The organism is Allobosea sp. (assembly GCF_030694325.1).
Lineage (GTDB): Bacteria > Pseudomonadota > Alphaproteobacteria > Rhizobiales > Beijerinckiaceae > Allobosea.
This window is the reverse complement of sequence record NZ_JAUXYO010000083.1, coordinates 13,101-30,750: the sequence shown is the minus strand read 5'-3', so window position 1 is coordinate 30,750 and position 17,650 is coordinate 13,101. Positions and strand designations below refer to the sequence as shown.

At 67.7% G+C, this 17,650-nt stretch carries 17 protein-coding genes and 1 pseudogene; 9 read left to right on the top strand and 9 right to left on the bottom strand.

Annotated features, from left to right (window positions below; translation table 11 throughout):
• Both Q8M82_RS04910 and Q8M82_RS04905 read left to right on the top strand, forming a co-directional pair.
• A pseudogene (locus Q8M82_RS04910) lies at positions 1–141 on the top strand (IS5/IS1182 family transposase); the annotation flags it as partial.
• 143 nt (positions 142–284) lie between these two features.
• Positions 285–980, top strand: a complete 696-nt coding sequence (locus Q8M82_RS04905) for a cold-shock protein (protein ID WP_305690259.1) — start codon at positions 285–287, stop codon at positions 978–980.
• Positions 981–1,081: 101 nt separating this feature from the next.
• Here Q8M82_RS04905 and Q8M82_RS04900 read toward each other — a convergent pair whose 3' ends face one another.
• The 6 genes from Q8M82_RS04900 to Q8M82_RS04875 form a co-directional block, all read right to left on the bottom strand.
• Positions 1,082–1,630: an MOSC domain-containing protein gene (locus tag Q8M82_RS04900; protein WP_305690258.1), complete on the bottom strand. Its 549-nt coding sequence runs from the start codon at positions 1,628–1,630 to the stop codon at positions 1,082–1,084.
• 263 nt (positions 1,631–1,893) lie between these two features.
• Positions 1,894–2,379 carry a bacterioferritin gene (gene bfr / locus Q8M82_RS04895; protein ID WP_305690257.1) on the bottom strand — a complete coding sequence of 162 codons (486 nt, stop codon included), beginning with the start codon at positions 2,377–2,379 and terminating at the stop codon, positions 1,894–1,896.
• Positions 2,380–2,477: 98 nt separating this feature from the next.
• Complete coding sequence (locus Q8M82_RS04890; RefSeq protein WP_305690256.1) at positions 2,478–2,762, bottom strand: (2Fe-2S)-binding protein; 285 nt, start codon at positions 2,760–2,762, stop codon at positions 2,478–2,480.
• Positions 2,762–3,280, bottom strand: coding sequence for an iron response transcriptional regulator IrrA (irrA, locus tag Q8M82_RS04885; protein ID WP_305690261.1), 519 nt, complete (start codon positions 3,278–3,280; stop codon positions 2,762–2,764). The genes Q8M82_RS04890 and irrA overlap by 1 nt, the downstream gene beginning before the upstream one ends.
• Positions 3,281–3,491: 211 nt before the next feature.
• On the bottom strand, positions 3,492–5,078 hold the full coding sequence (locus tag Q8M82_RS04880) for a DHA2 family efflux MFS transporter permease subunit (RefSeq protein ID WP_305690255.1): 1,587 nt from the start codon (positions 5,076–5,078) through the stop codon (positions 3,492–3,494).
• Between the two features lie 152 nt (positions 5,079–5,230).
• Complete coding sequence (locus tag Q8M82_RS04875) at positions 5,231–6,268, bottom strand: HlyD family secretion protein (protein WP_305690254.1); 1,038 nt, start codon at positions 6,266–6,268, stop codon at positions 5,231–5,233.
• Between the two features lie 304 nt (positions 6,269–6,572).
• On the opposite strand from Q8M82_RS04875, the gene Q8M82_RS04870 reads away from it, so the two are divergent.
• The gene (locus tag Q8M82_RS04870; RefSeq protein WP_305690253.1) at positions 6,573–7,238 is read left to right on the top strand and encodes a TetR/AcrR family transcriptional regulator; all 666 of its coding nucleotides are present in this window, start codon (positions 6,573–6,575) and stop codon (positions 7,236–7,238) included.
• Positions 7,239–7,244: 6 nt separating this feature from the next.
• On the opposite strand, the gene Q8M82_RS04865 is transcribed toward Q8M82_RS04870, so the two are convergent.
• Both Q8M82_RS04865 and Q8M82_RS04860 read right to left on the bottom strand, forming a co-directional pair.
• Entirely contained in the window at positions 7,245–8,174 is a 930-nt protein-coding gene (locus Q8M82_RS04865; protein ID WP_305690252.1) for a DMT family transporter, read from the bottom strand.
• A 159-nt stretch (positions 8,175–8,333) separates the two neighbouring features.
• On the bottom strand, positions 8,334–9,368 hold the full coding sequence (locus tag Q8M82_RS04860; protein ID WP_305690251.1) for an aspartate-semialdehyde dehydrogenase: 1,035 nt from the start codon (positions 9,366–9,368) through the stop codon (positions 8,334–8,336).
• Positions 9,369–9,875: 507 nt separating this feature from the next.
• Between Q8M82_RS04860 and Q8M82_RS04855 the strand changes: the two genes are divergently transcribed.
• From Q8M82_RS04855 to Q8M82_RS04845, 3 genes are all read left to right on the top strand, one after another.
• Positions 9,876–10,922 carry a hypothetical protein gene (locus Q8M82_RS04855; protein ID WP_305690250.1) on the top strand — a complete coding sequence of 349 codons (1,047 nt, stop codon included), beginning with the start codon at positions 9,876–9,878 and terminating at the stop codon, positions 10,920–10,922.
• A 2-nt stretch (positions 10,923–10,924) separates the two neighbouring features.
• Positions 10,925–11,713 (top strand): hypothetical protein, encoded by a 789-nt coding sequence (locus Q8M82_RS04850; protein WP_305690249.1) that lies wholly within the window; start codon positions 10,925–10,927, stop codon positions 11,711–11,713.
• Positions 11,714–11,803: 90 nt separating this feature from the next.
• Positions 11,804–12,109, top strand: coding sequence for a hypothetical protein (locus Q8M82_RS04845; RefSeq protein ID WP_305690248.1), 306 nt, complete (start codon positions 11,804–11,806; stop codon positions 12,107–12,109).
• 111 nt (positions 12,110–12,220) lie between these two features.
• Here Q8M82_RS04845 and Q8M82_RS04840 read toward each other — a convergent pair whose 3' ends face one another.
• On the bottom strand, positions 12,221–14,614 hold the full coding sequence (locus Q8M82_RS04840; protein ID WP_305690247.1) for a transketolase-like TK C-terminal-containing protein: 2,394 nt from the start codon (positions 14,612–14,614) through the stop codon (positions 12,221–12,223).
• Positions 14,615–14,861: 247 nt separating this feature from the next.
• Here Q8M82_RS04840 and Q8M82_RS04835 point away from each other — a divergent pair, with 247 nt between their 5' ends.
• The 3 genes from Q8M82_RS04835 (at position 14,862) to serA (ending at position 17,649) form a co-directional block, all read left to right on the top strand.
• Positions 14,862–15,842 carry an SPFH domain-containing protein gene (locus tag Q8M82_RS04835; RefSeq protein WP_305690246.1) on the top strand — a complete coding sequence of 327 codons (981 nt, stop codon included), beginning with the start codon at positions 14,862–14,864 and terminating at the stop codon, positions 15,840–15,842.
• 12 nt (positions 15,843–15,854) lie between these two features.
• The gene (locus Q8M82_RS04830) at positions 15,855–16,301 is read left to right on the top strand and encodes an NfeD family protein (protein ID WP_305690245.1); all 447 of its coding nucleotides are present in this window, start codon (positions 15,855–15,857) and stop codon (positions 16,299–16,301) included.
• A 91-nt stretch (positions 16,302–16,392) separates the two neighbouring features.
• Positions 16,393–17,649: a phosphoglycerate dehydrogenase gene (gene serA, locus Q8M82_RS04825; protein WP_305690244.1), complete on the top strand. Its 1,257-nt coding sequence runs from the start codon at positions 16,393–16,395 to the stop codon at positions 17,647–17,649.
• Position 17,650 lies beyond the last annotated feature (1 nt).

Here is a 17,650-nt window from a genome sequence, read left to right as displayed (position 1 = left end):
GCCGTCGAGCGCTTCTTCAACAAACTCAAACACTTCAGGGCCGTCGCCACCCGCTACGACAAGCGAGACGACAACTTCCTCGCCTCAGTCCAACTCGCTTCAATCCGAATCTGGCTGCGAAGTTATGAGTCGGTCACCTAGCGCCGGCAAAGCACCGCCGCGGCCGATGGGTCAAAGGGCCGCCGAACGCGTCCGAATCGCAATAAATTACGCCGCCCCCCCGATGACGGCGCGCGTTACTTGCGCTAGATTGCCCCTTCCCGCTCACTCATCCTCGAAGCTCCATGTTCGATCGTCGTAAGCCTCCGTCTGCCCAGCCTTTCGTCACCCACGAAAACATCGAAGCCAAGATCAAATGGTTCGACCCCGAGAAGGGGTTTGGTTTTGCGTCGCCCTCCGATGGTTCGGGCGACGTTTTCCTTCACATTTCTGCGATCGGCCCGCTCGATCAGCAGGACCTGCAGCCGGGCGCCACGATCATTGCCGATCTCGGCGAGGGCCGGCGCGGCCTGCAGGTCGTCGCAATCCACGAGATCGACGCCTCGACGGCGGCGCCGGCGGCGCCGAGGGCGCCGCGCGCGCCGCGCGATGATTTCGGCGGCGGCGGTGGCTATGGCGGCGGCGGTTATGCCGACCGTGGCAGCTACGATGGTGGCGATCGCGGCGGCTATGGCGGCGGCGGGGATCGTGGCGGCTACGGTGGTGGCGGTGGCGGCTATGCCGATCGCGGCGATCGCGGCGGCTTCGGCAACCGCGACAGCGGCCCGATGGAAGGCCCCTTCGACGGCGCCGTGAAGTTCTTCAACGCGGAGCGCGGCTTCGGCTTCATCGCGCCCGACCAGGGCGGCGCCGACGTGTTCCTGCATGTCTCCTCGCTGAGCCGCAGCGGCCTGCAGCCGCCGATGGACGGGCAGCGCGTGCGCTTCTCGATCCGCGCCGGCAAGAAGGGCCCGGAAGCGGCCAACGTCAGCTACATCTGACGCCGTCGCCCCGACAGACGATCAGTCCCGCCGGCTCGCGCCGGCGGGTTTTTCTGTTTTGACGACTATCTCGGTTGAGCTCGGAAACACCGCGCCGGCCCTCACACCCGCTCCAGCGCCCGGTGCGGCAGCGCCGGCAGCGTGACGGCGATGGCATCCCCCGGCGCGACCGCCCCGCTCTCCAGCACGATGCCCATGATCCCGGCCTTGCGGATGATTCGGCCGTCCGCGTCGCGCCCGAGCACGGCGGCGAGCAGCCCCGGCCGGAACGTCTCGATCTGGGCGCAGGGGTTGCGCAGGCCGGTGATCTCGACCAGCGCCTCCGCCCCCAACCGTAGCTTGGTGCCGACCGGCAGGCCCAGCAGGTCGAGCCCGCGCGTCAGCAGGTTCTCGCCCATCTGGCCCGGCGCGACGTCGAAGCCGGCGGCGTTCAGCTCGTCGAGCAATTCGGCATGGACGAGATGGACCTGCCGGAGATTGGGCTGCGTCGGATCGACCGCGACGCGCGAGCGGTGCTTCACCGTTTCCCCGCAATGCGCGTCGCCCCCGACGCCGAGCCCGGCCAGCAGCCGGATCGCGCTCTGCACCGGCTTGCTGAAGCGGTGGCCCGTATCCGCGCTCACCGAGATCACAGTGGCGGTCCTATCCAACGTCCTTGCCTCCCGGCTTAAACAAAATGTTCCGGAAACACACCGTCATCCCGGGCTTGCCCCGGGATCCATCGGAGGGCGCCGGCGCTCTAGGATGGATCCCGGATCGGCGCGGCTTCGCCGCTGGTCCGGGATGACGGCGTGGTTACACCGGAAGGCTGGAAGCCTAGCCGCATCAGGCAACAACGCGCCACGTTGATACTACAAAGCCGGCCCCGCACCGCGGAACCGGCTTCGCTGATCGGATTATGACCCGCCGAAGCTCAGTGGCCTTCGTCGAGGCCGCCCATGTGCTTCTGGGTGTAGAGCTCGATGCCGATACGGCCGATGAGGTCGAGCTGCGTCTCGAGGAAGTCGATATGGCCTTCCTCGTCCTTCATCAGGGCCTTGAACAGGTCCTCGGACGGGTAGTCGGCGACCTCGCGGCAATAGCTCGCGGCTTCCTGGTAAAGCGCGCGGGCCTCGATCTCGGCCTTCAGATCGGCCTCGATCACTTCCTTGACATTCTCGCCGATCCGCAACGGATCGAGCGTCTGCATGTTCGGGAAGCCCTCGAGGAAGAGGATGCGGTCGACGAAGCGGTCGGCATGGACCATCTCCTCGATCGATTCCTTCTTCCAGGTCTTGGCCATCTCCTTCAGACCCCAGTTGTCGAGGATCCGATAGTGCAGCCAGTACTGGTTGATCGCCGTCAGCTCGGAGCGAAGCCCCTTGTTGAGGTATTCGATGACCTTCTTGTCACCCTTCATGGCGCCGACGCTCCGCAGTTACATTAGAATGATCCTAATGTAGGGCAGCGCATCGAAGAAGGAAAGGGGAAAAGCGCGCCTCGTGACGGCCGTGCCGCTCAGGCGGCGAGCTCGTTCTCGGCCGCGATGCCATCCATCATCTGCCCGACGGCGATGTGGACCGAGCATTCGATATCGCGCGCCGCGCAGGAGCCGCACTGCGTCATGCAGGCCGCGCGCGCCTCGGCGAGGATGGCGCGGACCTCACGGGCGCAGCGCCCGCAATCGGGGCTGCAGCCCAGGCAGTCATAGGCCTCTCCCGCCGTCCGCGGGCCCGTGCCGTCAGGGGCGATGGTGCCCTTGATCTGCCCGCAGGACAGGACGTTGCAGGAGCAGACGATCATCAGTGACCACCTGCCGCCAGGCGGCTCTCGAGGCTGCGATGCTCGGTGGTCCGGGTCTCGATCTCCTGCCCGTCGGCGCGGCGCAGGCGCACGATGACCTCCACCGAGGAAATCACCATACCCTCGGGCGCCTCCGGCAGGCCGGCGACCTGGATCGTCGAGCCGGGGATGTCGACGACCGTCTCGTCGTCCTCGTTGTAGAAGTGGTGATGCTCGGAGACATTGGTGTCGAAGAAGGTCTTCGGGCCGGAGACCGAGACCTGGCGCAGCAGCCCGGCCTCTGAGAACTGACGCAGCGTGTTGTAGACGGTCGCGAGCGAGAGCGGCTCGCGGGCGCGCAGCGCCTCCTCATAGAGCATCTCGGCGCTGACATGGCGGTCGCCCTTGGCGAAGAGCAGCCAGCCCAACGCCATGCGCTGGCGCGTCGGCCGCAGGCCGGCCGTCCGCAGCCGCGCCTTCACGGCGCTGATGGGGCAGGAGGCGGGGCTCTTCTGCGGCCAGGGAATCTGGTCGACCATGGCCCGCTGCGGGGTCTGTTCCTTCGGGGACGAAAAACTCATTGGAGACGCCTTCCACATCGCCGGCTCTGCGGCGCGTAGTTTAGAAAACATCTAAACTACTGATATTGCTCTCATATTTGTCGAAGTCAGGCCCGCTTGTCAATCGCGTGCGCTGCGGCATCCCGTCATCGCGGGGCTGCCGGGTCACGTCCTGACAGCCGCTTGAACCTCAGTGGCCGCCGCCCGCACCCGGGGCCACTGCCGGGGGCTTGCGCATAAACAGCGCCAGCGCGACGAGGGCCGCAAAGATGCAGGTCAGCCCGAGAAAGACGTCGCCGAAGGCGAGGATCAGCGCCTGCTTGTGGGCTCTCTGGTTGATCAGCGCGAGCGCCATCTGCTCGGCCGCATCGCCATAGTCGAGGAAGCGCTGCATGGTCTGCGCAATCGCCTCCTCCGCCACCTGCCGGCCCGCCGCGACATGCTCGTGCAGCCGCGCAATATGGAGATCGGTGCGGGTGTTGAGCAGCGTGTTGATCAAGGCGAGCCCGACCGCGCCGCCGAGATTGCGAGTGAGGTTGTAGAGGCCGGACGCGTTCTTCAGCTGCGCGGGCGGCAAGGTGCCGAGCGCGAGATTGTTGATCGGCACCATGCACAGCATCAGCGAGACGCCGCGCAGGATCTGTGGCGCCAGCAACTCGTGGAAATCCCAGTCCGCGGTGATTCCGCTGGCGATCCAGGTGCCGAGCGCGAAACCTGCAAAGCCGATCATCATCTGCACGCGCGGGTCGATCTTGGCCGAGAGCTTGCCGGCGATCGGAGCCGTCAGGAACATGCACAGACCCGTGACGAACATCGTCTCGCCGATCTGCAGCGCGTCATAGCCGCGGATGCGCCCGAGATAGACCGGGTAAAGATAGGTCAGCCCGTAAAGACCGATGCCCATGCAGAAGGAGAACAGCGAGCCGAAGGCGAAGTTGCGGTTGGTGAAGGCATAGAGATCGACCAGCGGGTCGTCCCGCGTCAGAGCCCGCCAGAAGAACAAGGCCGCGCCGAACACCATGACGACGCTGAAGAAGACGATCTCGTGGCTCTCGAACCAGTCCAGCCGCGTGCCCTCCTCCAGCACATATTCGAGGCTGCCGAGGAAGCCCGCCATGCCGAGCAGGCCGAGCCAGTCGAAGCGCTTCAGCAGCCCCTTCTGCGGCTTGTCGAAGTCGATGAGCGTCCAGGCCGCGATGGTGACGCAGATGCCGGGCACCACATTGACCAGGAACAGCCAGTGCCAGGAGAAGGCGCTGCTGAGATAGCCGCCGACGGTCGGGCCGATCGTCGGCGCGAGCGTCGCCACGAGGCCGATCAGCGGCGACACGATCGGGCGCTTGGAGGCCGGGAAGATCGTGAAGGCGGCAGCGAACACGCCGGGGATCATGCCGCCGCCGATGAAGCCCTGCACCGCACGCCACAGGATCATCTCGCTGATCGAGGACGACATCGCGCAGAGCACGCTGGCGATGGTGAAACCGGCCGCGGCAATGGTGAAGAAGACCCGCGTCGACAGCGCCCGGCTGAGATAGCCCGACAGCGGGATCATGATCACTTCCGCGATCAGATAGGCCGTCTGCACCCAGGCGATCTCGTCCGACGAGGCCGAGAGCCCCGCCTGGATCTCGGCCAGCGAGGCCGAGACGATCTGGATGTCGAGGATCGCCATGAACATGCCGAAGACCATCGCCACGAAGGCGAAGATCCGGCGCAGCGGAATGGCGTCGTCGCCCGGCGGGCTGCCTGCCGGGCTGGTCAGGGTCGCGGTGGCCATGGCGGCCTCCCCTTACGAGCCCTCATCCTGAGGAGGCCCGCAAGGGCCGTCTCGAAGGATGCTCCAGCCTTCGCCAGAGCCTCCTGGACCATCCTTCGAGACGCCGCCTCCGGCGGCTCCTCAGGATGAGGGCTGAGAAAACATCCAGATGGTCAGCGCTGCCCCGCAAGCCGCGGATCGATCTTCACCACCACCGACATGCCGGGCCGCAGCACATGGCGCGCGGCCGCCTCGGGCGCGAGCGCGATGCGCACCGGCACGCGCTGGACGATCTTGGTGAAATTGCCCGTCGCGTTATCCGGCGGCAGCAGGGTGAAGACGGAACCCGTGCCGCCGCTGATGCCGCTGACGCGCCCCTCGAAGACCTGGCCCGGCAACGCATCGACGGTGATCGAAGCCTTGTCGCCGATCTTCAGCGGGCCGACCTGCGTCTCCTTGAAGTTCGCATCGACATAGACCTGGTCGAGCGGCACGATCGACATCAGCCGCTTGCCGGCGCTGACGAGATCGCCGAGCTGGACATTGGTGTTGGCGACGAGCCCGGAGATCGGCGCTGCCACGCGGGTGAAGCTCAGGTCGCGCTCCGCCTTGCGCTCGGCGATCTTCAGCTCCTCGACCTGCCGCGCCGCCTCGACCCGCTGGGCCTTCAGCACATCGATATTGGCTTGCGCGGCGGTGACGCCCGCCACGGCACTGCCGAGCGAGGCTTTCGCCTGGTCGCGAGCGGCGGTCGCCGCATCCAGCGTCGCCTGAGAGCCATAGGATTTGGCGGCGAGGCTGTTGGCGCGCTCGAAATCGGCGATCGTGCGGGTGACGCCGGCCTGCGCGGAGACCTCCTGCGCCTGGGCTTGCTGCAGGCTCGCCTGGCCGGCCTCGATCTGGCTGTCGATGCGGGCGAGCGTCGCCATGCCGGTAGCGGTCTTGGCACGGTCGCTGTCGAGCGCGATCCGCCAATCGCCATCGTCGAGCGCCACGAGCGGCTGCCCGGCCGTGACCTCCTGATTCTGCCTGACGCTGACGCCGACGACATTGGCCGAGAGCTTGGCTGAAATCGTCGCCATCTCGGCGCCGACATAAGCGTCGTCGGTCGAAACGATGAAGCGGCCGTTGAACCACCAGTCGGCCCCGAACCAGAGCCCGGCGCCGATCGCGACCATGCCGATCATCCCGATGCCGGCGCGGCGGGCCATGCGACCTCGGGAGGGCGGTTGCGACGTCGCAGGCGCCTCCGCCTCCGTCTCGCCCGTCCGTCTGGCCTCAGCGACCTTTGGCGCGGCTTCAATGGGTTCGACGAGCTTGAGACGGTCGCGCCGGACCTCGCCGCGCGGCTCAGGCATGATTTCGGCAGCCATCGGATCATCCTGAGATCAACAATTCGAACCGATTGGTTCGATCGCTATTGAACTAGCCCGCGACACGCGGCATATCAAGGTCGAATCGAACCGTTCGGTTCGATGTTTTTGCAGATGCGCCCTGCGCCTGGGGGATGGAACGATGAGCCAAGCGGCCGAAGGACGGCCCGGGACGAAAGCCCGTAATCGCCGGGTCGCGGGCGCGGATCCGGAAAAGCGTCGGCAGATTCTCGACGGCGCGCAGGCGATCTTCCACGCTCAGGGCTTCGACGCGGCCAGCATGAACGAGATCGCGGCCGCGGCCGGCGTCTCGAAGGGTACGCTCTACGTCTATTTCGAGGACAAGGAACATCTCTTCGTCGCGCTGATCGAGCGCGAGCGGGAAAAGCACCGCCAGCACATGGATGACGCCCTTGCCGAGCATCCCGACCTCAGCCAGGCGCTGGCGGGCTTCGGCGTCAATCTCGTCAGGCTCCTGACCGACCCCTTTTCGCTCAGCGCCCACCGCATCGTGCTCGGCGTGGCCGAACGGATGCCGGATCTCGGCCGTGCCTTCTTCGAGCGCGGGCCGCTCCTCGGAGGACAGCGTCTGGCCGCGTTCCTGAACGATCGGATCTCCGCCGGCGACGTCGCGATCGAGGACACGACGCTGGCCGCCGGACAGTTCATCGACCTCTGCCAGTCGACGCTGCTGCGCCCGCGGCTCTTCAACGCCGAGCGCCGGCCACCGACGGACGCGGAGATCACCCATGTCGTCGACGCGGCGGTGGCGATGTTCCTGGCGCGTTACGCCCGTCCGGTCGGCTGAACCGGTTTAGCCGGCCTCGCGCGCCTTGATGCGCTCGCGATGCGCCGTGTAGAGGCCCGAGGCCGCGATGATGACCGCGCCGACCAGCGTCCAGAGGTCGGGCCAAACACTGAAGATGAAGAGCCCGAACAGCGAGGCCCAGAGCAGCTGGATATAGGAGAAGGGCGCCAGCAGCGAGGCGTCGCCATGGCGGTAGGCCAGCACGATCAGCCAGTGGCCCATCGTCGAGGACACGCCGATGAAGACGCCCATGGCGACGATCACCGGCGTCACCGGGGTCCAGACGAAGGGCACGGCCAGGCCGAGCAGGCACAGGCCGACTAGCGCCGAATAGGCCAGCGTCGTCAGCGGGCTCTCGGTGCGGCTCATCATCCGGGTCATGATCATCGCGAAGGCCCAGGACAGGGCCGAGGCCACGGCCAGGAGCGAGGCGACCTGGAAGCCCGCGCCGCCCGGCCGGACCACAATCAGCACGCCGGCGAAGCCGACCAGCGTCGCGGTCCAGCGCCGCCAGCCGATCGTCTCGCGCAGGATCGGGATCGACAGCGCCGTGACGAAGAGCGGCGCGACGAAGCCGGTCGCGGTCGCATCCGCCAGCGGCATGTAGCGCAACGCCATCACGAAGAGCACGGACGACGCCAGGAGGCCGATCCCGCGCAGGACCTGCAGCACCGGACGCTGCGTCGACAGGCGGGCGACGCCTCCGCTGCGCCAGACGATGCCGAGCATGATCAGGGTGAAGGTGCAGTAACGCAGCCAACTCACCTGCAGCGGCGAGATCTGCTGCGTCAGCAGCTTGGAGACCATGTCCGCCGAGGTCAGGAAGATGCTGGCCAGCAGCACGAAGGCGATGCCGCGCAGCGGTGCGTCGCGGCGCGGCGGCAGGGCAGCGGGAACCGCCAGCGGAGAGGGTTCGGTCTGGGGAGCGTTCGGCACGGCAGGATCGCAGCGGCAGGGACCGCGACCTTAGAGAGCTTTGCCGGCGACGGGTTACGCAAAGAACGAACGGCGCGCATGCAGCCAGACGGGCGCAACGAAAAGAGGCGGGCCGCAGGGACCCGCCTCACCGTCGTCTGATCGCGCTGACCGAGCGCCTCAGGCCGCCTTCTGCCGCGGCTGGATCAGCTTGCGGTTGATCAGCACCTCGGCGATCTGAACCGCGTTCAGCGCCGCGCCCTTGCGCAGATTGTCGGAGACGCACCAGAAGGCCAGGCCGTTCTCGACGGTGGCATCCTCGCGGATGCGCGAGATGTAGGTCGCATCCTCGCCGGCCGCCTCATGCGGCGTGGCGTAGCCACCGGGCTCGTGCTTGTCGATCACGAGGATGCCCGGCGCCGCGCGCAGCACCTCGCGCGCCTCGTCGGCCGTCACCGGCTTCTCGCACTCGATGTTGACGCTCTCGGAATGGCCGATGAAGACCGGCACGCGCACGCAGGTCGCGGTGAGCTTGATCTTCGGGTCGAGGATCTTCTTGGTCTCGACCATCATCTTCCACTCTTCCTTGGTGAACCCGTCCTCCATGAAGACGTCGATCTGCGGGATGAGGTTGAAGGAGATGCGGGCGGGGAACTTCTTGGTCACGACCTCGCCGGCCGAGAACACGGCGCGCGTCTGGTTGAAGAGCTCGTCCATGCCCTCCTTGCCCGCGCCGGAGACCGACTGGTAGGTCGAGACGACGACGCGCTTGACGCCATACTTGTCGTGCAGCGGCTTCAGCGCCACGACGAGCTGCGCGGTCGAGCAGTTCGGGTTGGCGATGATGTTCATCTTGGTGAAGCCGGCGACGGCGGCGGCGTTCACCTCCGGCACGATCAGCGGCACGTCGGGATGCATGCGCCAGGCCGAGGAGTTGTCGATCACGACGCAGCCCTGCTGGCCGATCTTGGGCGACCACGCCTTCGAGATCTCGCCGCCGGCCGACATCAGGCAGATGTCCGTGTCGGAGAAGTCGTAATGCTCGAGCGACTTGCACTTCAGCGTCCTGTCTCCGAACGAGACCTCCGTCCCGATCGAGCGCGACGAGGCCAGCGCCACGACCTCGCTGACGGGGAAGGCCCGCTCGGCCAGGATGTCCAGCATCTCGCGGCCCACATTCCCCGTGGCGCCGACGATCGCGACCTTGAAGCTCATGATGATGTTCCTTTCGGATGAACCCGGTTGGTCTCCCCCTCGGCACCGTCCGCCCCTGTCGCGGGGCGGGTCCGGCGTCATGCCCCCCGCCGGGGGGAGAGGGACCCGGAGCCGAGGCGAGCGTCAGCGCGGCGTGCCGGTGGTCCCGGTCGCCGGTTTGGTCGTGCGTTTCGTCGTGAGACGGACAGTCACAGGGCCAATTCCGAAAGGCTGACAGCATCGCAGCTCCCTCCGCGGCGTTTCGCCCCGCAGGAACCTGTGCTGTGAGAACACCCTGAAGCGCCAAAAGTCAATCTGGCCCGCATCCGCCGCATCGCGTTAACCCTCCCCGTTGACCGGCGATTCACGCTGCGCGGCGAATCCGCGGGTGCGGTAACGCCCTGCTGACAGCGCCTGCGCCACGGTCGGAACCAGTGAGGCCTCTGCGCCGCCGCGAGGCGTTGTGGACAGACGGGTTCTGGAGTGGTGTCGGGTCAATTACTGTCCTTCTTGCGCGATCCGGCGGCTGTGCTGCGACAGCTGCGTGCGGCCGGCGGAACAGGGCCGGCGCGGGCCGCCTGGGCAGCGCTGCGCCTGCGCATGGCCGGCTTCGATCCCGTCCAAGCCCTGATCCGCTTTGCCGACGGGGTCGAGGTTGCGTTCGCGGCCCTCTTCCGGCCCATCGCCATGCTGCGGCGTGTGCTGCGCCGGCCTGCCATCCGCCTCACCACGGGCCTCGCCTGGCGCGGTCTCGCAGCCGCGGCCGGCATCGGCCTCGCCGCGACCCTGGTCACGGCCCTGTCTTCCGAGAGCGAGGCGACGATTACCCCGCCCGCCGAGCCGCAACCGGGGCCGGGCCGCGATGTCGCCCAGACGGCGCGCACCACACTGGCCGGCCGCGACAGCTGGATCGAGATCAGCAGGCCGATCGCGATGTTCAGCCTCGAGGCCCCCGAACTCGACCGCGCCGCAATGGCGCTCGAGGCGCGCCGAAGCCCGGACGGGGTGCGGCGCGAAGAGTTGCTGACCTTCGGCACTCTCGCCGATCCCAAGGCCCATCTGGCGCTGCGGCTGACCGTCGAGGCGGCGCAGGACGACCTGTCCCAGCCCTTCATCGTCGCGCTCGTGCGCGCGGCGGCCGCACGCGCCCTGTCGGTGCAGCGCAGCGGCCTGCCGGCGGCGATCCAGACGCGCTTCGGCCCGGTCGAGGCCGCCGACGCGACGCTGAACGACGGCCAGGTCAGCCGCGCCTGCATCGCCTTCCGGATGGAGCCCGGCGCGCTGCCGCTGGCGATGAGCGGCTGGTGGTGCGGCGCAGAGGGCAAGCCGGCCGACCGCCGCCAGCTCGTCTGCCTGATCGATCGCCTGGACCTGCTCAATGCCGGCGAGGACCGTGCCCTGCGGGCCGCCTTCTCCCGGACGGAACTGAACCGCCAGCCGGGCTGCGTGACGCCGCGCCTCTCCGCCACCGGCCGCAAGGTCTCCTGGCTCGACGCGGACGGGCCGACGCCGGCGCTTCGCACGAAGACCGCGACGGTGGCGGTCGGTGGGCCGCGCAAACCCGTGAGGCGCTGACCATGTCGGCTGACGCTCCGCGCGCCTTGGCCGTGATCGGCGCCACGGGAACGGCTGCGCTTGGCGTCGCGCGCTTCCTCTTCCTCGCCCTCGGTACCGCCGTCTTCCTGCTGATCCTGCTGGTGGCCTGGTGGCTTTACGGCAAGCTGCCGAGCATCGGCCGCGGACAGCCGGCCTTTGCCTGGGCGATCGAGCCACCGGGCACCCCGGGGTCCCCGCTCGTCGCCACGCACCCGACACGCGGCCGCGAGGAGGGCTGGCAGTTCGGCGGGCCCGGCACGGGCGAGCCCTTCGCCGCGCTGGTGCTGGCGGAGCCCGACGAGGCCGGGCGCCCCTTTACCCTCACCACGCCGCAGTTCTGGCAGTTCGAGCCCCTGCGCGCGCTGCGTCCACAGGTCGGCGGGCCGCACTACACCATGACGACCCGCTGGGGCCCCTTCGCCGGCCGCGATCTGATCTATGAGGAGTTCGACGGTCGCGTGCGGACCTGCATCGTCTTCCGCAACGCCTTCGAGACATCCGCCTTCGCGCTCGGCGGCTACTACTGCGCTGCCGGCCAGCAGGCCGCCAACGCGGCCTCCCTGGCCTGCATGATCGACCGGATGAAGCTCCAGCCGCAGCGCGAATCGGCCGCACTGACATATCTCGGCAGCCGGGCCGGGCAGCCCGCCCAGTGCCAAAACACCACCTTCTACCCGCCGGGAACGCGCCGGATCGTGAGGGACCGCAAGGGCGGCGTCGTTCGCATGGCAGGAGGCTCCAGCGACACATTTCCACTGTGGCCGCGCTGACAAAATCGTTAACTACGGTAGTCTAGGATTCACCATAGAGTTCCGTTCTCGCACCAAGCGGGTCGCCGCTGTTCTGGAGATGTCGTCGCCATGGGTTCGCTCAAGCGTCTCGCCGCCGTTTTCGCCCTCTCCGTTGCAGCGTCGACCGTTTGGGTCTCCTTCGCGGAAGCGCAGAACCGTCGCGGCCCGCTGCGCGTGACCGTGCAGAAGCGCAGCTATTTCGATGCCGGCAACGTCGTCCCGGTCGGCTCGATGAACCGCTATGCCAGCCAGCACGTCTCCGCCGGCCCGACCTATTCCAACCTCGGCAGCTTCTTCGGCGAAGAGACCCTGCCCGGCCGCATCGGCGCGGGCACCAACCCCTTCGCCAACACCTTCGAGACGCCGCGCTTCTGAGCGCGGACGTCATGGTCGGGCTTGACCCGACCATCTCGTAAACCAGCTCTTTTCTGTCATGAGATTCTCGGGTCGGCGCTGCGCGCCGCCCGAGAATGACGTTGGGCGCCTTTACGGCAGCGCCTTCAGATAGCGCACCGGCCGGCCCGGCGCCGCCGCCTGCGCGGCATGGACGATCGCGTTCGCGTCGATGCCGAAATGGCGGTAGAGATCCGCCACCGTCCCCGTCTGGCCGAAATGCTCGACCCCGAGCGCCTTCTGGCGGTGGCCATGCACGCTGCCGAGCCAGGCCAGCGTCGCGGGATGCCCGTCCAGCACCGAGACGATGCCGCAATCGCGCGAGAGATCGCCGAGCAGCCGCTCGACATGGCTGGTGGCGCGGTGGTTGCCGCGCTGGCGGGCACGCTCCGCCGCTTGCCAGCCGGCGTTGAGCCGGTCGGCCGAGGTGATCGCGAGCAGGCCGACATCGCGCCGGTCCTCACCAAGCAGCCCGACCGCCTTGATCGCCTCCGCCGCGACCGCGCCCGTATAGGCGATCACGACCGAGGCGTTGGGGCCGGGCTTCCTGAGCCAGTAGGCCCCGTCGATGATCTCGCTCTCGAGCTCGGGAGTCATGGCGCGCTGCGGCTGTTCCAGCTGCAACGTCGAAAGCCGCAGATAGACCGAGCCGCCGGTCTCGTCGCGCAGCCAGGTGCGCTCGTCGGGGTCGCCCTCGCCATCCTTCTGCAGGTACTCGAAGGACCAGCGCATCATCACCGAAAGCTCGTCAACGAAGGCCGGCTCGAAGGCGCAAAGCCCGTCCTGGCTCATGCCGATCAGCGGCGTCGCGATCGACTGATGCGCCCCGCCTTCCGGCGCCAGCGTCACGCCCGACGGCGTCGCCACCACCATGAAGCGCGCATCCTGGTAGCAGGCATAGTTCAGCGCATCGAGGCCACGCGAGATGAAGGGGTCGTAGAGCGTCCCGATCGGGATCAACCGCTCGCCGAAGGTCGCGTGCGAGAGGCCGAGCGCCGAGAGGTTGATGAACAGGTTCATCTCGGCGATGCCGAGCTCGACATGCTGGCCCTTCGGCGAGAACTCCCATTTCTGCATCGAGGGGATGCGCTCGTCCTTGAAGGTGTCGGCCATCGAGGCCTTGGCGAAGAGCCCGCGCCGGTTCACCCAGGGTCCGAGATTGGTCGACACGGTGACGTCTGGCGCAGTCGTCACGATCCGGTCCGCCAGCGGCCCGCCCGCCTTGGCGAGTTCGTCGAGGATCTTGCCGAAGCCCATCTGCGTCGACATCATCGGCTGGATGCCGGCTTCGAGCTTGGCCGGCACCGGCAGCGCCGGCGCGCTCAGCCGGCGGCGGCCTTCCGCGAAGAACGGCACACGGTCGAGGAAGGCGCGGATCTCGCTTTCGGGCAGGGACAGGCCCTCGAACAGATCCCATTCATGGCCGGGGCGGACATTGTTGGCGCTCTGGAAGCCCGCCATCTGCTCCTTGGTCATCAGGCCGGCATGGTTGTCCTTGTGCCCCGCCAGTGGCAGGCCGAAGCCCTTGACGGTGTAGGCGAGGAAGCAGACCGGCCGGTCATGGTCGACGGCCTCGAAGGCCTGCAGGATCGAGGGCAGGTCGTGCCCGCCGAGATTGCACATCAGCCTCGAGAGTTCGGCGTCGGAGCGGCTCTCGATCAGCTGCGTCACCGGCCCCTGATCGCCGAGATCGTCCATCAGCCGCTTGCGCCAGGCCGCCCCGCCCTGGAAGGTCAGCGCCGAATAGAGCTGGTTCGGGCAGGAATCGATCCAGCTTTTGAGCCGCTCGCCGCCCTTTTCCTTGAAGGCGGCCTGCTGCAGCGAGCCGTATTTCAGCGTCACGACGTCCCAGCCGAAATTGCGGAACATCGTCTCGAAGCGGTCGTAGAGCCCCTCGCGGATGACCGCGTCGAGCGACTGGCGATTGTAGTCGATCACCCACCAGGTGTTGCGCAGGCCGTGCTTCCAGCCCTCCATCAGGGCCTCGAAGATGTTGCCCTCGTCGAGTTCGGCATCGCCGATCAGCGAGACCATGCGGCCCTCGGGACGCTCCAGCCCCCAGCCATGGGCGCGGACATAATCCTGCGTCAGCGAGGAGAACAGCGTCTGCGCGACGCCGAGGCCCACCGAGCCGGTCGAAAAATCGACGTCGTCGATGTCCTTGGTGCGGGACGGGGAGCTCTGCGCACCCTTGTAACCGCGGAAATTCTCGAGCTTCTCGCGGGTCTGCAGGCCCATCAGATAGTTGATCGCGTGGAAGATCGGCGAGGCGTGCGGCTTCACCGCCACCCGGTCCTGCGGCCGCAGCGCCGCGATGTAGAGCGCGGTCATGATCGTCGCCAGCGAGGCCGAGGAGGCCTGGTGGCCGCCAACCTTCATCCCGTCGGCGCTGTCGCGCAGATGATTGGCATTGTGGATCGTCCAGGAGGCGAGCCAGAGGATCTTCTTCTCGAGTTCGGCGAGGATCGGCAGGCGCGGATCGGACATGGTGCGGCTCTCCAGCAGGTGCCCGATCATGCGGGAAGCGCCGCGCGATGTGAACCGTAATCGCGGGTTCGCCAGCCCTCCTGGAAGCAGTTTCTGCCAACGGAATGATCGCCGCAGCGAAGAACTGCCAAGAGTGCCGGCGCCGCCGCGCGCACCGCCGCGACCTTGCATTCGCCTGTCGCAATCGTCAGTTTGCATGTCGCCGGCCCGCGGCGGCGCGGGCAATGCGGCAGGGGACGCTCACCTCATGGATACGCTCTCGGGTTTCAGCATCTTCGTGATCGTCCTGGTGATGCTCGTCGTCATCACCATCGCCTTCCTGGTGAAGACCGTGCCGCAGGGCTACAACTACACGGTCGAGCGCTTCGGCCGCTATTCGCGCACGCTCAGCGCCGGCCTGAACCTGATCGTCCCCTATATCGACCGCATCGGCCACAAGGTGAATGTCATGGAGCAGGTGCTCGACATTCCCTCGCAGGAGGCGATCACCAAGGACAATGCCGGCGTCCGCATCGACGCCGCCGCCTTCTACCAGGTGCTCGACGCCGCCAAGGCGCGCTACGAGGTCTCGGCGCTCGACGAGGCGCTGATCACGCTGACCATGACCAATATCCGCACCGTCGTCGGCTCGATGGACCTCGACCAGTTGCTCTCGCATCGCGACGAGATCAACGAGCGGCTGCTGCGGGTGATGGATGCCGCCGCCTCGCCCTGGGGCGTCAAGGTCACCCGCATCGAGATCCGCGACATCCTCCCGCCGGCCGACATCGTCGGCGCGATGAACCGCCAGATGAAGGCCGAGCGCGAGAAACGCGCCGCCGTGCTGGAGGCCGACGGCATGCGCCAGGCCGAGATCCTGCGGGCGGAGGGTCTCAAGCAGGCGCAGATCCTGGCCGCCGAAGGCCGCAAGGAGGCCGCCTTCCGCGACGCCGAGGCGCGCGAGCGCTCCGCTCAGGCGGAGGCCGCCGCGACCGCCATGGTCTCGGAGGCGATCGGCAAGGGTGACATCCAGGCCGCCAATTTCCTGATCGCCGAGCGCTACACCGACGCCTTGAAGGCGATCGCCGGCGCCCCCAACAGCAAGGTGGTCATCGTCCCGATCGAGGCCGCCGCGCTCGCCGGCACCGTCGGCGGCATCGCGCAGCTGACCAAGGCGGTGTTCGGGGACGACGCGGTCGAGAGCCGGCGCACCGGCTCTGTGCCGCCGGCCGGCCGCAGCGGCGTCTGAGGGACATCGGCGATGGCGTCTTCGATGCTGTGGCTCGGCGGCTGGAGCTGGGTCATCCTCGGTATGGTGCTGATCGGCGGCGAGGTCTTCGCGCCCGGCGTCTTTCTGATCTGGTTCGGTCTCGCGGCGCTTCTGACAGGCGCCGTCGTCGGGCTGACCGATATCGGCTGGCAGATCGCGGCCCTCGTCTTCGCCGGCTTCAGCCTGGTGAGCGTCCTGGTCGGCCGCCTCCTGATGCGCCACCGGAACGAGGAGCCCGATGCGGCCACCGGGCTCAACGACCGCGGCCGCCAGCTCGTCGGCAAGGTCTTCAAGCTGGAGGCGACGATGCTCGGCGGCGAAGGCCGCATCCGCGTCGGCGATTCCTCCTGGCGCGTGACGGGTCCCGAGCTGCTGGCGGGCAGCGAGGTCAAGGTGATCGGGGTCGAGGGCGCGACGCTGATCGTCGAGAAGGCGTGACCCTCGTGGCGCCAGCCCACGCCAAAATCCGGTTGTGTCGGGGCGCAAGCGGTCTATAGCGGACGCTCCGCCGCCAGACCGAACCATTCCCATGACCCTGCCCAGCGAACGCCTGTCCCTGTCCAAGGACCGCATCAAGGTCCTGCTGCTGGAAGGCATCAACGATTCCGCCGCCGACCTCTTGGTCAATGCCGGCTACACCAACATGACGCGCCTGCCCAAGGCGCTGGACCAGGACGCCCTGGTGAAGGCGCTGGAAGGCGTCCACGTGCTCGGCATCCGCTCGCGCACCCAGCTCACCGACGCGATCTTCGCCCGGGCCGACCGGCTCTTCGCCGTCGGCTGCTTCTCGGTCGGCACCAACCAGGTCGATCTCGAGGCGGCACGCAGCCGCGGCGTGCCGGTCTTCAACGCGCCCTTCTCCAACACCCGCAGCGTCGCCGAACTGACGATCGGCGAGATCGTGATGCTGCTGCGCAAGATCACCGATCGCTCCGTCTCGGCCCATGGCGGCGGCTGGGACAAATCGGCGAACGGCTCCTTCGAGGTCCGCGGCAAGGTTCTCGGCATCGTCGGCTACGGCAATATCGGCAGCCAGCTCTCGACCCTGGCCGAGGCGATGGGCATGCGGGTGATCTATTACGATCAGACCGACCGGCTGCGCCACGGCAACACCGAGCCGGTCGACAGCCTGAACGAATTGCTGGGTTCGGCCGACATCGTCTCGCTGCACGTCCCCGAGACGCCGCAGACCCATGGCATGATCGGCGCCGAGCAGATCGCCGCCATGAACCCGGGCAGCTATCTGATCAACAACTCACGCGGCACCGTCGTCGATCTCGACGCGCTCGCTGCCGCGTTGAAGAGCGGCCATCTGGCCGGCGCAGCCGTCGACGTCTTCCCGGTCGAGCCGGCCTCGAACAACGACCGCTTCGTCTCCCCGCTGCAGGGCATCCCCAATGTGATCCTGACCCCGCATGTCGGCGGCTCGACCGAGGAGGCGCAGGAGCGCATCGGTGCCGAGGTCGCGCGCAAGCTGCTGGACTATTCCGATGTCGGCTCGACCGTCGGCGCGGTGAATTTCCCGCAGGTGCAGCTGACGCCGCGCCCGGTCGGCACCCGCTTCATCCACGTCCAGCGCAACGTGCCGGGCATGCTGCGCCGCCTCAACGACGTCTTCGCCGCGCGCAACGTCAACATCGCCGCCCAGAATTACCAGACGGACGGCGAGATCGGTTATGTCGTGATGGAGGCGGAGAGCATCGGCGCCGATGCACGCGACATCCTGCGCGAGATCAGGGCCCTGGAGGGCACCATCCGCGCGCGGCTGCTCTACCAGCGCGCCTGAA

Excerpts from the sequence above, each read along its gene's own strand:
- Q8M82_RS04850 (WP_305690249.1), top strand. The coding sequence starts at position 10,925 with ATGTCGGCTGACGCTCCGCGCGCCTTGGCCGTGATCGGCGCCACGGGA.
- Q8M82_RS04880 (WP_305690255.1), bottom strand. The coding sequence starts at position 5,078 with ATGGCCACCGCGACCCTGACCAGCCCGGCAGGCAGCCCGCCGGGCGAC.
- Q8M82_RS04890 (WP_305690256.1), bottom strand. The coding sequence starts at position 2,762 with ATGATCGTCTGCTCCTGCAACGTCCTGTCCTGCGGGCAGATCAAGGGC.
- Q8M82_RS04830 (WP_305690245.1), top strand. The coding sequence starts at position 15,855 with ATGGCGTCTTCGATGCTGTGGCTCGGCGGCTGGAGCTGGGTCATCCTC.
- Q8M82_RS04875 (WP_305690254.1), bottom strand. The coding sequence starts at position 6,268 with ATGGCCCGCCGCGCCGGCATCGGGATGATCGGCATGGTCGCGATCGGC.
- Q8M82_RS04860 (WP_305690251.1), bottom strand. The coding sequence starts at position 9,368 with ATGAGCTTCAAGGTCGCGATCGTCGGCGCCACGGGGAATGTGGGCCGC.
- Q8M82_RS04845 (WP_305690248.1), top strand. The coding sequence starts at position 11,804 with ATGGGTTCGCTCAAGCGTCTCGCCGCCGTTTTCGCCCTCTCCGTTGCA.
- bfr (WP_305690257.1), bottom strand. The coding sequence starts at position 2,379 with ATGAAGGGTGACAAGAAGGTCATCGAATACCTCAACAAGGGGCTTCGC.
- Q8M82_RS04905 (WP_305690259.1), top strand. The coding sequence starts at position 285 with ATGTTCGATCGTCGTAAGCCTCCGTCTGCCCAGCCTTTCGTCACCCAC.
- Q8M82_RS04835 (WP_305690246.1), top strand. The coding sequence starts at position 14,862 with ATGGATACGCTCTCGGGTTTCAGCATCTTCGTGATCGTCCTGGTGATG.
- Q8M82_RS04840 (WP_305690247.1), bottom strand. The coding sequence starts at position 14,614 with ATGTCCGATCCGCGCCTGCCGATCCTCGCCGAACTCGAGAAGAAGATC.
- Q8M82_RS04870 (WP_305690253.1), top strand. The coding sequence starts at position 6,573 with ATGAGCCAAGCGGCCGAAGGACGGCCCGGGACGAAAGCCCGTAATCGC.
- irrA (WP_305690261.1), bottom strand. The coding sequence starts at position 3,280 with ATGGTCGACCAGATTCCCTGGCCGCAGAAGAGCCCCGCCTCCTGCCCC.
- serA (WP_305690244.1), top strand. The coding sequence starts at position 16,393 with ATGACCCTGCCCAGCGAACGCCTGTCCCTGTCCAAGGACCGCATCAAG.